At 69.7% G+C, this 14,770-nt stretch carries 11 protein-coding genes; 6 read left to right on the top strand and 5 right to left on the bottom strand.

Annotated elements, in window-relative coordinates; translation table 11 throughout:
* The first annotated feature begins 60 nt into the window (after window positions 1-60).
* Window positions 61-387 carry a cupin domain-containing protein gene (locus tag A6I89_RS06960; RefSeq protein WP_022594495.1) on the top strand — a complete coding sequence of 109 codons (327 nt, stop codon included), beginning with the start codon at window positions 61-63 and terminating at the stop codon, window positions 385-387.
* Here the strand turns inward: A6I89_RS06960 and A6I89_RS06965 are convergent, their stop codons facing one another.
* Window positions 388-1,002, bottom strand: coding sequence for a TetR/AcrR family transcriptional regulator (locus A6I89_RS06965; RefSeq protein ID WP_005514890.1), 615 nt, complete (start codon window positions 1,000-1,002; stop codon window positions 388-390).
* Between the two features lie 423 nt (window positions 1,003-1,425).
* Between A6I89_RS06965 and A6I89_RS06970 the strand changes: the two genes are divergently transcribed.
* On the top strand, window positions 1,426-3,111 hold the full coding sequence (locus tag A6I89_RS06970; RefSeq protein ID WP_005514892.1) for a sensor histidine kinase: 1,686 nt from the start codon (window positions 1,426-1,428) through the stop codon (window positions 3,109-3,111).
* 68 nt (window positions 3,112-3,179) lie between these two features.
* Here the strand turns inward: A6I89_RS06970 and A6I89_RS06975 are convergent, their stop codons facing one another.
* Complete coding sequence (locus A6I89_RS06975) at window positions 3,180-3,812, bottom strand: response regulator (RefSeq protein WP_022594492.1); 633 nt, start codon at window positions 3,810-3,812, stop codon at window positions 3,180-3,182.
* A gap of 151 nt (window positions 3,813-3,963) precedes the next feature.
* Between A6I89_RS06975 and A6I89_RS06980 the strand changes: the two genes are divergently transcribed.
* Both A6I89_RS06980 and A6I89_RS06985 read left to right on the top strand, forming a co-directional pair.
* Window positions 3,964-4,320, top strand: a complete 357-nt coding sequence (locus tag A6I89_RS06980; protein WP_022594491.1) for a hypothetical protein — start codon at window positions 3,964-3,966, stop codon at window positions 4,318-4,320.
* Window positions 4,313-4,951 (top strand): Dabb family protein, encoded by a 639-nt coding sequence (locus A6I89_RS06985; protein ID WP_022594490.1) that lies wholly within the window; start codon window positions 4,313-4,315, stop codon window positions 4,949-4,951. Before A6I89_RS06980 ends, A6I89_RS06985 begins: the two co-directional genes overlap by 8 nt.
* A 5-nt stretch (window positions 4,952-4,956) precedes the next feature.
* Here the strand turns inward: A6I89_RS06985 and A6I89_RS06990 are convergent, their stop codons facing one another.
* Window positions 4,957-7,281 carry an ATP-binding protein gene (locus A6I89_RS06990; protein ID WP_022594489.1) on the bottom strand — a complete coding sequence of 775 codons (2,325 nt, stop codon included), beginning with the start codon at window positions 7,279-7,281 and terminating at the stop codon, window positions 4,957-4,959.
* Window positions 7,282-7,440: 159 nt separating this feature from the next.
* Between A6I89_RS06990 and htpG the strand changes: the two genes are divergently transcribed.
* A complete protein-coding gene (gene htpG, locus A6I89_RS06995; protein WP_022594488.1) occupies window positions 7,441-9,393 on the top strand; it encodes a molecular chaperone HtpG in 1,953 nt (650 codons plus the stop codon).
* Window positions 9,394-9,558: 165 nt separating this feature from the next.
* The gene (gene mreB / locus A6I89_RS07000; protein WP_022594486.1) at window positions 9,559-10,548 is read left to right on the top strand and encodes a rod shape-determining protein; all 990 of its coding nucleotides are present in this window, start codon (window positions 9,559-9,561) and stop codon (window positions 10,546-10,548) included.
* Here the strand turns inward: mreB and A6I89_RS07005 are convergent, their stop codons facing one another.
* Entirely contained in the window at window positions 10,549-13,422 is a 2,874-nt protein-coding gene (locus A6I89_RS07005) for an FtsW/RodA/SpoVE family cell cycle protein (RefSeq protein ID WP_005514900.1), read from the bottom strand. It lies immediately after the preceding gene.
* Window positions 13,419-14,669: a hypothetical protein gene (locus A6I89_RS07010; protein ID WP_044990594.1), complete on the bottom strand. Its 1,251-nt coding sequence runs from the start codon at window positions 14,667-14,669 to the stop codon at window positions 13,419-13,421. The genes A6I89_RS07005 and A6I89_RS07010 overlap by 4 nt, the downstream gene beginning before the upstream one ends.
* Between the last annotated feature and the right edge of the window lie 101 nt (window positions 14,670-14,770).

Consider the following 14,770-nt stretch of genomic DNA (forward strand, 5'->3'; position numbering starts at 1 on the left):
GCCCCCGGGTGGGTCATACTGCGGGAACCACCGCCCCTGCCGTCCCGGGAGTGACATGTGATGGACAAGACCTCGCTGACCGCGCTCGCCCGCCAGCAGCTCAAGCTGGCGGCCACGTCGTCGAGTGGCCGCAGCTCGCAGACCGTGCACGGCGGTCACCAGCGGCATCTACGCCAGACCGTCATCGCGCTGAGCGCCGGGAAGTCGCTGGCCGAGCACGACAGCCCGGGCGAGGCGACGCTCCTGGTGCTCAGCGGCAAGCTCGCGCTCATCTCCGGCGAGGACTCGTGGAAGGGATCGACGGGCGACCTGCTCATCATTCCCCCGACGCGGCACAGCGTGGAGGCGCTCGAGGACGTCGCGTTCCTCCTCACGGTCGCGAAGTAGTCACACCATCTGGTCGACGGGTGCGGGGACCACGCCGAGCGACAGCAGTCCGGCCACGAAGGCGCGCAGCGCAGTCTCGTCCGTCGTGTCGATCACGCCCCCGGTCGTGATGAACGAGGTCACCAACCGGAAGGCCCACTCACACACCGCGCGCGGATCGATGGTGGCGAGCTGCTCGGCGGTCATCAGTCGTTCGAACAGGGGGGCGAGGTAGTCGGTGCCGCGCTCGACGAACGGTCGGGCCCGCACCGTGAACCATGGCAGCACGACCTCCGGGTCGTCGCGGAGTCCCTTCTGGAGCAACATGTGGCGGCGCGCATAGCCGACAGCGAAGACGACGCAGTCGGTGAGCCCGGTATCCAGCCGCTCGCTGTCCCGGAGCACGGGCGTCAACAGCGTGAAGAACCGGGTGATCTCCCGCTGGAACAGCGCCTCGAAGATCTCGGCCTGATCGCCCACGTACTTGTAGACCGTCGGCCGGGACAGGCCGGCCCGCTCGGAGATCACCGCGTGCAGTCGCGTGCCGTACCCGGACTCCACCAGGCAGGCTTCTGCGGCGTCGAGGATCCGTTCCCGAATCGCGACGGGGCTCAGATCTTGTGCGCGAGATCTCATTCGCGGGATTGTAGTGCGAACGACACCTACCGGCCGGTTCAGTTCTTCAGGCCCGACGTCACCATGCTCCCCAGCGACCGAAGGCCGGTTCCAGCACCACGCGCACGGCCCGGGGAAGGGTCTGCCCGTACGCGCGGAACAACTCGTCCCGCGAATCGAACGTGCCGAGTGACCGAATTACGAACCGCGACAGGTCGACGCACCCCGTGACAGCAGTGTTTTCCCAGGTTATGACGCTGCTAGAGGGAAGTCCGGCGCCGACCCCCTCCCCCGAGGATCGACGCCGGACAGTCAAAGGCGGGAGCAGGCCACCACGACCCCGCTCCCGATCACTTCACCCCCTACATCGGGCGCCTACTGCAACGCGTTACACCCGGACACAACCAAATTTTCGGGAGAGTTTCGGGCGCCTATGCTGCGTGCATGGTGGAGAGCGGCAGCTGGGACCTCGGGGAATTCGACGACCTGGAGGAACTGCTCGCCGACATGCGCAGTCGCCTCGTGGAAAGCGTCGCGACGCCGGCCCGGCTGCGGGAACTGCTCGAGGCGGTCCTGGTCGTCGGGGCGGGGCTGGAACTCGATTCGATCCTGCAACGCATCGTGCAGGCGGCGACGACACTGCTCGACGCACGCTACGGGGCGCTCGGTGTCCGCGATCCGGACGGCGGACTGTCGGAGTTCGTGTACGAGGGCATCACCACCGAGCAGCGCGCCCGGATGGGGCACCTCCCGGAGGGGCACGGGCTGCTGGGGCTGTTGATGGAACACCCCCGGCCGGTTCGTGTCTCACACCTGGGCGCGCACCCGGCGTCGGTCGGCTTCCCGCCGAACCACCCCCCGATGGACAGTTTCCTGGGCATGCCGATCATCGTGCGCGGCCAGGTTTTCGGCAGCATCTACCTCACCGAGAAGCGCACCGGCCCCGAGTTCACCGACGAGGACGAGACGATCCTCGACGCCCTGGCCACGTCGGCCGGCGTCGCGATCGACAACGCGCATCTGTTCGAGGAGTCCCGAACCCGGGAGCGTTGGGTGACGGCGCTCCGGTCCGCGAACGCCCGCCTGCTGTCCGGCGGGTCCATCGACGAGGCGCTCGATCTGCTGGTCACCCGCACCCGCGACCTGTGCTCGGCCAGCGGAGCCTACGTGGTCGTGGTGGAGGAGGACGACGACGCGACGATCGAGGCGGCGTCGTCCGACGGCGGTCCCCGCCCCGGCAGCCACATCGACCTGTCCGGGTCCGACCTGCTGTCCGTGGTCCGCGGCCGCCGCCCGGCGCTGCTCGGCGAGCACGACCGGATCGGGCCGTTCGGTGCCGACGAACCGGTGCGGATCGCGGCGCTCCCGCTCTCGACGACGTCGGGGGTCGCCGGAATGCTCGTGGTGACCCGCGCCGGAACTGCGAGTTGGGCCGCCGACGAGATCACGAGGCTGGGGTCGATGGCCGATTCGGCGGCCCTGGCCGTCGAGTTCGCCGATCAGCAGCAGCGTCGCCGTCAGCTCGATGTCCTCGCCGACCGGGACCGCATCGCGCGCGACCTGCACGACAACGTCATCCAGCAGTTGTTCGCGACCGGGATGAGCCTGCAGAGCTTGCTGCTGGACACGACCGCGCCGCTGCCCGAGGCGACGGCCGGCACGATCACGAAGTCGGTGTCCCAGCTCGACCGGATGATCCACGAGATCCGCACCACGATCTTCGACCTGCAGACGACGGGGGATCAGCCCAGCACGAGCCTGCGCCGGCGCCTGCTCGACGCGATCGGCGACCTGACGACCCGCTCGGAAGTGGTGCCCAACGTCCAGTTCACCGGCGCGATCGACACCTTGGTGCCGCCGCGGATCCATCCGCACGCCGAGGCGGTGCTGCGGGAGGGGCTGAGCAACGCGTTGCGGCACGCCGATGCGACGACCATCGACGTCGTGATCGACGCGGCCGACCGGCTCACGATCCGGATCTGCGACGACGGCGTCGGCGTGCCCGAGACCACGCGACGCAGCGGCCTCGACAACCTGGCCCGACGCGCTGAGCAGTGCGGCGGTACCTTCACGCTGCTGCCGGGTGTCAGCTGCGGCACCGAACTGACGTGGCGGGTGCCGCTGCGTTAGGCGCTCCGCGCCCGTGCGCACTTGTGGTGGGGCCGGCTACCAAAAAGGCGCACGGGTGCCGCAGGCGCCTATCGCTTGTTCCGCAGCTCCGTGGCCAGCACCGCGGCCTGGGTGCGACGCTGCATGCCCAGTTTGGCGAGCAGTCGCGAGACGTAGTTCTTGATCGTCTTCTCGGCGAGAAACAGCCGTTCGGCGATCTCACGGTTGGTCAGACCCTGGCCGATGAGGTCGAAGACGGCTCGCTCCTGATCGGACAGTTCGGCGAGCGGGTCGGCGGTGCGCTCGGAGCGCATGCGCTGCATCAGTGCGGCGGTGGCGCGGCTGTCGAGCAGCGAACCGCCGGCGCCGACGGTCCGCACCGCCGAGATCAGGTCGGTGCCGAGGATCTGCTTGAGCACGAACCCGGACGCTCCGGCCATGACGGCGTCGAACAGGGCCTCGTCGTCGGCGAAAGACGTGAGCATCAGGCAGCGCAGGTCCGGCAGGACGGTGCGCAGGTCACGGCACAGTTCGACGCCGTTGCCGTCGGGGAGCCGGACGTCGAGCACCGCGACGTCGGCGCCGCTGGACGGGATCCGGGCCATCGCCTCGCCCACCGACGCGGCCTCGCCGACCACCGTGAGGTCGGGCGCGCTGCCGAGTAGATCCACCAGCCCGCGTCGCACGATCTCGTGATCGTCGACCAGAAAGACCCGCGTCATCGGTGTCACCTCCATGTCCGTTCCGGAAAACGCTACCGCGCCGCGGCCGCTTTCCTGGTGTCGGACCTCCCGCTGCATGGAATCGGCCGTGGCGGTGTCGCACACACCACACCTAGCGTCGGCGTCGAGTTGCTGTGGTGAGAGGAGCCCGATGACGCACACGGCGGAAGCCATCGTCTACATCGTCGACGAGATGGTGGTCCGGCCCGGACGGGGCCGCGAATTCCTCTCCGCCTACCTCGAGCGGTACGCGCCCGGCGCGGAAGCTCGCGGCCTCACCCTCGACCGCGCCCTCGTCAGTCCGCCGGTGTGGCTCGACGACCAGTCGAACACCGTGACCGTCACGTGGACGGTCACGGGAGTCGACGCGTGGTGGCAGCAGCGGTGGGCGGCGGGACGCGACCCCGGCGTCGCGCAGTGGTGGGCCGAAGCGGACGCCTGGCTGCTCAGCCGCAACCGCAGCACGTCGTGTCCGGTCGACGATCTCGCGGCGGTGGCCGGTGTTTGAGGTCACCAAGCTGATCAGGTTCGCCGACGGCGTCGACGAATCCGAAAGAGAGACCGTGCTGTCGGGGGTGGCGTCCGACGTCTTGCCCCATGCCCGGAGCGCCCTGATCCGGCCCACGCTGCCGGGCGGTATCGCGGCCGGGGACGTCATCGCCCGGTTCCGGTTCGACGTCGAATCCGATTGGCGGGCAGCTCAGAACGACGTCGAGCGACGCTTGTGGACCGCAGCGGTCGAGCACGTGGATTCCGTGACCCACACCGGGACACCGCGACCCGCGAAGTCCGATGCCCCACCCACCGTGTTCCGGACACTGCTGGTCGCGGTGAATCCATCGACGGACCCGAAGGTGTTACGGCAGTTCGAATCCGAGACGGCGGCGATGGCGGACTACATCCCCTCGATCGGGGCGTCGCAACTCGGCCGGGTACACGAGGCGTCGGGCTCGGCGCGGTGGACGCACGTGTGGGAGCAGGAGTACGCGAGCCTGGACGGACTGACCGGCCCGTACATGACGCACCCCTATCACTGGGCGCACGTCGACCGCTGGTTCGACGCCGAGCGCGGGCAGCGCATCGTCACCGCCCTGTGCCACAGCTTCTGCCGGATCGAGGAGCCGATCCTCGTCTGCTGACACGCTCAGCGGGCTCCCCCGCGCTGCGCGACCATCCACGCCGCGACCTGGGTGCGCGAGGTGAACCCGAGCTTGGCGAGGATGTGGTCGACGTGCCCCTCGACGGTGCGCGGGGCGATGACGAGGCGCTCGGCGATAGCCCGGTTCGTCATGCCCTCGGCGACGAGTTCCGCGACCTGCATTTCGCGGCGGGTGAGGTTGTGCCCGCTGTCGGCGGCCGGTTCCGCAACGTCCAGCGGCTGTTCCCCGAGCGCGTACGCGATGACCTCCTCGGTGTTCATCGCCACGCCGCGCTGACGGGCAGCGTCGAAGGCGTTGTCACCGAGCGCTTCACGGGCTCGACGCACACACTGCTCGTGGTAGGCCACCAACGGCTGGAACGTCTCGATGGGACTACCCGTCGCGGTGAAGAGCACCTCGGCGGCGCCGAGGAACACCGCGGCCCGTTCCGGATCCTGCTCGACGACCGTCCAAGCCAGCTGTTCGAAACACCAGGCCCCACCGAACTGGTTGTCCAACGCACGCAGGAGGGGTAGAGCCTCCACGAGCATCGCACTCCCCCGCTCGAGCTGCCCGTGCCGCCAGAGCGACGACCCGTAGTCGGACATGATCATCGCGCGCCACATGATTTCGCCGTGGGCCTCGGTGACGGCGAGCGCCTCGTCGTAGTGCGCGGACGCCTCGTCGGGATCGCCCAGGATGTCGATCACGTACCCCTGCCAGTAGAGCGCGGGCACGAGATCGTAGAGATCGTCACGCTCGCGGAACACCGCGATCGCCCGCCCCAGGTCGGCCTGCGCCGGTTCCAGGTCGCCCCGGGTGACCGCGGCGTAGGCGACCGCTGCCGCCGCCCGTGCGGCCGACACGTCGTCGACACCTTCCTCGGCCAGCCGACGGGCCTTGTCCGCCAACACTGTTGCGGCGACGATGTCCTGTTGGAGCGCGGCGAGCATGCTGTTCACGCACAGCGCCTCGATACGGTCGTCGATCGGCCCACCGTCCCCCTCCCACGACCGTCTCAGCCAGAGGCGGCCCTCGTTGAACCGGCCCCGCACGATCCACGCCGGGTACAGCGCCGCCGTGATCCGCAACGCGGCGCCCCAATCACGCTCCGCCAGTGCGAACTCGATCGCCTCACGGATGTTCGACTGCTCGACGTCCACGGCGGCGGCCCACTGGACCTGCCGGGGACCGATCCAGTCGTTCTTGGCGCGCAGGACGAAACGCTCGAACCAGTCGAGGTGCCGACGGCGCACGATGTCCGTCCAGCCGAACTCCTCCAGCTTCTCCTGCCCGTACTCGCGGATCGTCTCGAGCATCCGGTACCGGGCGAGAACCCCCGTCGAGTCCGCCTCGTCGCGCACGAGTATCGACTTGTCCACCAGCGCGGTCACGACGTCGAGCACGTCCACCGGCCCGGCTTCGTCGTGCAGCACGCTCTCGGCCGTATCGAGATCGAAGCCACCCGCGAACACCGACAGGCAGGCCCACAACCGCCGTTCCGAGTCGGTGCACAGGTCGTAGCTCCAGTCGATGCTCATCCGCAGCGTCTGCTGTCGGCCCGGGCTGGTGCGGCCACCGAGCGTCAGCAACCGGAAGCGATCGCTCAGCCGGTCGCGGATCTGCTCCACCGACAGCGCCCGCAGCCTGGCGGCGGCCAACTCGATCGGCAGTGGCAGGCCCTCGAGCCGCGCACAGATCTCCTCGACCACCGCCCGGTTGTCGTCGGTGACGCGGAAATCGGGCACTGCTGCACGCGCCCGTTCCTCGAACAGCAGGACCGCGTCGGACATCTGCTCGCCCGGACCTGTCCCCGCGGCGACCGTCAGCGGCGGCACCCGGACGACGGCCTCCCCGCCGATACCGAGCGGCTCGCGGCTGGTCGCGAGCATCGACAGGCCCGGGCACGCGCGGAGCAGGGTGTCGGAGAAGTTCGCCACGGCGTCGACCAGGTGCTCGCAGTTGTCGAGGATCAGCAGTGCACGCCCGTCCGCCAGGTGCTCGACGAGCACGGCCTCCGGCGGGCGGGCCGACCAGTCCTGCAGACCGAGGACGTCCGTCACCGTCTGCCACAGCAGGTCGGGATCGCGCAGGTCCCCCAACTCCACGAACCACGTTCCACCGGTGAAAACCTTGCGGGACTCGCGGGCGACGCGGAGCGCGAGCCGGGTCTTGCCGACGCCGCCGGGGCCGGTGAGCGTCACCAGGCGCGACTCGGACAGCAGCCGCCGGACCTCGGCCACCTCGTTCTGCCGTCCCACGAAGCTGTCCAGCTCCTCGGGAAGACTCGCCCTGCCGATCCCCGCGTCGGTCCGCACCGCACCGCGCACGATTCCAAGATACGTCCGCGCGCGCCACCGGAAAGCCACTCCGACCAGCAGGCGAGCGTAACGTTCGCGTCACGCGAACAGCCGGTTCGTGCGACGGTGCGCGGGCCGGCCAGCCGCTACCATCTGCGTCGAACGTTCTGCTGTCGAAGGGGACCACGAATGACCACGGGTATCGAACAGCGCGAGTTCCAGACGGAGACTCGCCAGATCCTGGATCTGATGATCCACTCGGTGTACTCCAACAAGGACACCTTCCTCCGTGAGCTCGTCTCGAACGCGTCCGACGCGCTCGACAAGCTCAAGTTGGAGGCCTACCGCGACAAGGACCTCGAGGCCGACACGTCGGATCTGCACATCGAGCTCGAAGTGGACGCCGACACGCGCACCCTGACGGTGCGCGACAACGGCATCGGCATGTCCCGCGACGAGGTGATCGACCTGATCGGCACCCTCGCCAAGTCGGGCACCGCCGAGCTTCGCCGCAAGCTGCGCGAGGCGAAGGACGCGGCGGCGTCGGAGGAGCTGATCGGACAGTTCGGCATCGGCTTCTATTCGACGTTCATGGTCGCCGACAAGGTCACGCTGCTCACCCGCAAGGCCGGCGAGAAGCACGGCACGCGCTGGGAGTCGAGCGGCGACGCCACGTACACGATCGAGACCGTCGACGACGCCCCGCAGGGCACGTCGGTGACGCTGCACCTCAAGCCCGAGGACGTCGAGGATCACCTGTACGACTACGCGTCCGAGCGCAAGCTCCGCGAGATCGTCAAGCGGTACTCGGACTTCATCGCGTACCCGGTGCGGATGCAGGTGGAGCGTCCGGCACCGAAGACTGACGACGATGCGGACGACGCCGCGCCGAAGACGGTGGTCGAGACCGAAACCCTCAACTCCATGAAGGCGCTGTGGGCCCGGCCGCGCAGCGAGGTCACCGACGACGAGTACAACGAGTTCTACAAGCACGTCAGCCACTCGTGGGACGACCCGCTCGAGGTCATCCCGATGAAGGCCGAGGGCACGTTCGAATACCAGGCGCTGCTGTTCATCCCGTCGCACGCCCCGTTCGACCTCTTCTCCCGGGAGCACCGCGCGGGCATCCACCTGTACGTCAAGCGGGTGTTCATCATGGACGACTGCGAGGAACTCATGCCCGAGTACCTGCGCTTCGTCAAGGGCGTGGTGGACGCGCAGGACCTGTCGCTCAACGTCTCTCGCGAGATTCTGCAGCAGGACCGCCAGATCCGGGCGATCCGGCGCCGGCTCACCAAGAAGGTCCTCACCACGATCAAGGACATGCTCTGGTCCGACGACGAGGCGACCCGCGAGAAGTACCGGACCGTCTGGTCGCAGTTCGGCCGGGTCCTCAAGGAGGGTCTGCTCTCGGACTTCGACAACCGCGACACCCTGCTCGAGATCTCGTCGTTCCCGTCGACGCACAGCGAGGACGAGCAGACCACGCTCGCGCAGTACGTCGAGCGGATGAAGGACGGCCAGGAGCAGATCTACTACCTCACCGGCGAGTCCCGCCAGCAGCTCGAGGCGTCGCCGCACATGGAGGCGTTCCGAGCCCGCGGCCTCGAGGTGCTGCTCCTCACCGACCCGGTCGACGAGATGTGGGTGACGTCGGTCCCCGAGTTCGACGGCAAGCCGCTGCAGTCGATCGCGAAGGGTGAGGTGGACCTCGACACCGAGGAGGAGAAGAAGGACGCCGAGGCCAAGCGCGAGGAGCAGGACAAGCAGTTCGCCGACGTTCTCGCCTGGCTCACCTCGACCCTGGAGGAGCAGGTCAAGCAGGTGCGCCTGTCGACGCGCCTCACCGATTCCCCCGCCTGCATCGTCGGCGACGAGTTCGGCATGACGCCGTCGCTCGAGCGCATGTACCGGGCGTCGGGCCAGGAGGTCCCGCACTTCAAGCGGATCCTCGAACTCAACCCGACCCACCCGTTGGTGGAGGGGCTGCGCGCCGCGCACGCCGAACGCGGTGCCGATCCGAGCCTCGCCGAGACCGCCGAATTGCTCTACGGCACCGCCCTTCTCGCGGAGGGCGGCGAGCTGGAGGATCCGGCACACTTCGCGAAAATGCTCGCAAACCGCCTGGCAAGGACCCTCTAGACACGCTCACAAGTTCGACGCAGCGCCCGCGGGAGTCACCTCCCGCGGGCGCTGTCGTTCGCGCCGCACGATCGCACCGAGCGCTGCCCCGCGAAACCGGCCATGAAGCTGCGCGGTGTGCGTAGCATCTAATCCATCTCGTTCGATTCCCTTCGGGAGGCCGAAGTGCGTGGACTTGGCATCGATCTCGGAACTACCAACACTGTCGTCGGGACCCTCGACGGCGGAATCGTCCTGAACGAACCGTCTTTCATGCTGGTGCGAAACAAGGACCCGCATCGGGCCCTCGTGATAGGCCAGGACGCGCGCAATCTCGTCGGCCGCACCCCGGCAGGGATCTCGCAGGTGCGGCCCATGCGCGACGGCGTGATCGTGGACCTGGAGTCGGCCCGGGCTTTCGTCACGGCCGTCATCGAGCAGGTCGCGCCGCACCGCCGCTACGGCCGACGGCAGACGGCCGTCTTCTCGGCACCCGCCGGGGCCACCCCGCTCGAGCGCCGCGCCCTGCTCGAGGTCGGGCACGAGGCCGGTCTGCGGAAGGTCGGGCTGATCCCCGAACCTGTGGCGGGGGCGCTCGGGTGCGGCGTCAACCCCCTCGAACCACGGGCGCACCTCGTCGTCAGCGTGGGCGGCGGTGTCTCGGAGGTCACCGCGATCTGCTTCGGAGGCGTGATCTCGCACCGCAGTTGCCAACTGGCGGGCGAGGAACTGACCGAGGCGCTGCACCACTACCTGCGCGAAGAACACCAGATCATCGTCGGCGAACTCACCGCGGAGCGCGCGAAGATGGGCGCCCCCGACCCCGCCGACGAACAATCGCTCGTGGTGGAGGGACTGGACGCCGTCACCGGCCGCGCCCGGCTGATCTCGCTCGACGTCGAGGAGATCGTGGAGGCGCTGCGACCGACCACGACGGGAATCGTGCAGACACTCACCGCATGCCTGGAAGATCTTCCCCCGCAAGCGATCAGCGACGTCATGTCCGAGGGCGTTCTGATGATCGGCGGTGGCGCGATGCTCCGCGGGCTGTCCCAGTTGTTCGAGGAGTCGTTCGGCCTGCCGGTGAAGACGGCCGAACGCCCCCTCACGTGCGTCGCCGAGGGCGCCACCGCCTGCCTCGATCACCCCGAGGTCGTTGCCGCCTACAGCGGCTGATCACCGGCCGGGTTCCGGCGCCGGTGCCGCAGGCGGGGGGCCCGGGCGCTCCGCGAGGTAGCGCTCGAGGATGGCCTTGACCACCGGACCGGATGTGGCCGAACCGAACCCGCCGCCGCGAACCAGCGCGGTCACGACGATCTCGGGGGATTCGAAGGGCACCACCGCGGAGAACCAGGCGTTGAGCCCGCCCGGCGCCGACGGATCCTCCGCCGTGCCCGTCTTGGCGCCGGCAGTTACCGGCAGCGTGGCCAATTGGCCCGCGGTACCCGCGGTGGCCGAAGCCCGCATTCCGGCGCGGACAGGACCGAGCTTGTCGGCGAAGGGAAGCCGCTGCGGCTCGCCCGTCGGAATCGGAGCGCCGTCGCCGGTGGCGTCGGCGGCGGCGAGTTGCGGGGTCACGAGCGCGCCGGTCGCGATGCCGGACGTCCAGCGCGCCACCTGCACCGGCGTCGCGATCACGGTGCCCTGGCCGATACCCATCAACAGCGTGGAGCCGGGATACCAGGTGCCACCGATGTCGGCGACGTTCTCCGGGGTGCCGAGGAACCCGGCGGATTCGCCGGGCAGGTCGATGCCGGATCGGCTGCCCACACCGAGTTCGGACGCGGTCCGCGCCATCCGTTCGGGACCGAGGAGTTCCCCGAGCTTGTAGAAGTACACGTTGTCCGACCACTGGATCGCGCCCAACAGTTTGTTCGGTCCCATCGGTTGCCAGTTCGCGAACGTGTGCCCGCCGTAGCTGTAGGCGGCGCCGGTCTCGATCACCTCTTCCGGGTCCAGGACCTGCTCCTCCTGGTTCGCCGACGCGACGACGATCTTGAAGGTGGAGCCGGGTGGCGCGGCGGTCTGGTAGGCGTGGTTGAGCATCTTGCCGGGCCCCGCCCCCTCGGTCTGGGCGGCCAGCGCGACGGCGTCGACGGGGGGACCGTAGACGTTGTTGTCGTACCCGGGCACGCTGGCGAGCGCGAGCACCCCACCGGTGCGCGCGTCCATCACGACCGCCGCGCCGAGGTCGCCTCCGCTGCTACGGACCGCCTGGGCCAGCGCGTCCGTCGCCAGCGTCTGCAAGCCGATGTCCAGGTGCAATCGCAGGTCGTGGCCCGGCACCGGATCGACCCGCTCGGCGGGGCCGACCAGGTTGCCTGCGGGATCGACGTACACACACTGTCTGCCGTCGGTGCCGCGGAGCAGCGCGTCGTACTGCTTCTCTAGGCCCGCCCGGCCCACCCGCGACCCGAGGGCCAGCTGCGGCCAACGTTCCATGTCCTGCGGATCGCCGACGCCGACATAGCCGAGCACCGAGGCGAGCGAGGGTCCGTACGGATAGTGCCGCTTGCCGGAGGGCACGACGAGCACCCCGGGCAGCTTCGCGTCGATGATCCGCCGCGCCTGCTCCGGGGGCACCCGGCCGACGACGGCCTGCATCTCGCCGTCGCCGCGGGCGCTCAACGTTTCCGCCAGCTCGGCGTCGGGCTCGCCGAGCAGCCCGGCCAGCATGATGCGTTCCCCGGAATCGTCCTCGTCGAACATGCGACTGACCACCGATATGGAGTACTCGGGCACGTTGGTCGCCAGCGGCACCCCGTTGCGGTCGAGGATCTCGCCGCGCTCGGCGGGCAATCGGATGCACCGGGTCATCTGGGTGTCGCTGAGCGCGCGCAACTCCGGACCGCGGCCACTCTGCAACTGCCACGCGAAGACCGACATGGCCACGAGGAGCGCGGTGACCGCGAGCGAGCCGGCCGTGACGCCCCGTGGCCGACCGCGGCGAGTCGACGGCTGCGCCCACAGCGGGCGGCCGACACCGTCGCGGCGCACCGCGAGCACCAGCCCGATCGCCACGAAACCTACGACCGCGACGGTGCCTCCGTAGCTGAACATCGGGAGCGGCATCCCGGTCTGGGGCAGCACCGACAGGCTCGCCCCGATGGACAGCACCGCGTGGATCCCGAACAGTCCGCCGATTCCCGCGGCCACGAGCGCGGCCTCCCGGGTCCGGGCGCGGCGCGCGGCGAGCGCGGCCCGCCACGTGATCACCAGGCTGGCCGCGATGACGGCGATACCGGCGAACAGCCCCCACCCGTAGACGACGCTCGCGAACGCGAGGTCGTGCTCCGCCTCGGGCAGGTATGCCGCCCTCAGGTCGTAGACCGGGTCGCGCGCCAGGCCCCACAGGCCGCCGCTGCCGACCGCGATGTCGGCCTGCATCGACGCCCAGCCCGACCCGCCCGGGTCGGCGTCGCTGGAGATGAACGTCTGGATCCGTTCGAGCTGGTACGGGCGCAGGAAGAGCACAGCGATGGGTAGCGCGGCGATCCCCAGCGCGAACAGCGGCATCAGCGGCGCCGCCGGCACCCGGGCCAGGATCAGCATCAACACCGCGATCGCGACGAGCACCACGGCACTCGACAGGTCAGGCTGCAGCGCAACGAGCGCGACGACGCCGCCGGCGATCGCCAACGCCGCCGTCAGTCGGCCGACGGTGTAGCCACCGGCGAGGATGGTCGCGGACACCATCACCAGACCGAGCTTGGCGATCTCCGACGGCTGCACGGTGAACAGGCCGAAATCCAGCCAGCGCTGCGCGCCCTTCACCGCGACGCCGACGAGCGGCACCGCCGCCAGCATCACGACCGAGACTGCGAGGGTCACCCATCCGAACCGGGCCAGATTGTTCACGCGCATGCGCGAGACGACCCACATCAATCCGAGTCCGATCACCGTGAAGAAGGCGTGGCGGATGGCCTGCGACGTGAACCCGATGGACACCAGGTTGAGGAGACCGAGAACCGCGAGAACGACCGCCGCCGCCACGATCCAGGGGTCGGACTCCCGATCGTGTCCCCGAACCCGGCCGCCGTCCCCACTCATCGGCAGACCGCGTTCTCGGCGGGTACGTACAGCGGCTCCGACGCGGCGACGGCCGGGACGCTCGTGATCGCCGCGACGGCGAGCGCCGGACTGTCCGGAAGGGTGGCCCGGCTCAGGCCGTACACACCGTCGCGCCCCGGCTCCGCCGGGATGGTGACGTCGGACCCCTCGCGCACCTCGCCGGTGCAACGGTCGTAGACGTTCAGCTTCCAGGTGACCGCGCCCACCGTCGACGGGTCCAGTCGCACGTCCACTCGGACGGCGCAGGGCTTACCGGGACTGCACGAGCCGTCGGCGAAACTTGCTGTGACCCCGGTTATCTGACCTGACGCGGCCGGGGCACCGGTGTCCACCGCCGCCGGCGCGACCCCGCCTGCGGCCGCCGGGTCCTCGGGTGCGGGTGGCGGCGGCGACACCGGCTCGATGCGGTTCTGTGCTGACGAGGCGTTCACCGGATGGACCAGCGCGTCCCAGCCCCGACTCAACTGATCCCAGGCGCGGGGAGCCGCGACGGCCGACCCGGCGAGAACGACGAGCGCGAGCACGGCGTACAGGCCCTGACGCCGGGACGGTCGCCGCCGCCGACTGTGCCAGGGACTCCGCACCGGCGGATACCAACCGGTACCCGTCACCAGCGATCCGGTCGCCACGGCCGGACCGTTCCGGGTCGCGGACGGGTCGCGCGGCTCCGCGGCCGCCCGGCTGCTCGCCGAGGGCCGGACGGTCGCCGCCTCGACGAGGTCGGCGATCCGGCGCCGCCGCCGAGCCTCCCCGTCGGGGTCGAGTTCGGGATCGATCACCCGACGAATCCGATGAGACGACTCCTGGGGATCCACAGTGCCCGAGACTGATTCGCGAAGAAGATCACCGAAGCCCGAACCGCGGCAGTTGGCTGCGATGCCCCGGATCAGATCGACGAGGCCGTCGTCCACCTCGATACGGGAGGCGACACCGTCGATCGTGAGCCGTCCACCGTCGGACACCGTGACGGCCTCGGGGGACAGCGTTACCGGCCTGCCCCGACGCGTAGCTGTCAGTTCGACCTGTTCGAGCAGGTCCGCGACCAGTTGCGCGGCCTGCGGCGGCGTCAGGCGGGCCACCGCGAGCAGCGCCGGGAGCGTGATACGGCCACCGGGGGCGCCGCCACCGCCACTGCCCGCGGCGTCGTCGGACGACTCGGCCGGCTCCGATCCGGACACGGCGGGCCGGCTCCCGCTCGCGTGGACTCCCAAGGCTGCTTCGTTCATCGCGCATCCCCGAAACGATCTGCCTCCCGCGGGCGGCAACGAACCGGTGCGGGCGGGCGGTGGACTGGGCTGGCCGTGCTAGTGCTGTCGAAATCCCTTGC

Origin of the sequence: Prescottella equi (assembly GCF_002094305.1) — a bacterium.
GTDB classification, from domain to species: Bacteria; Actinomycetota; Actinomycetes; order Mycobacteriales; family Mycobacteriaceae; genus Prescottella; species Prescottella equi.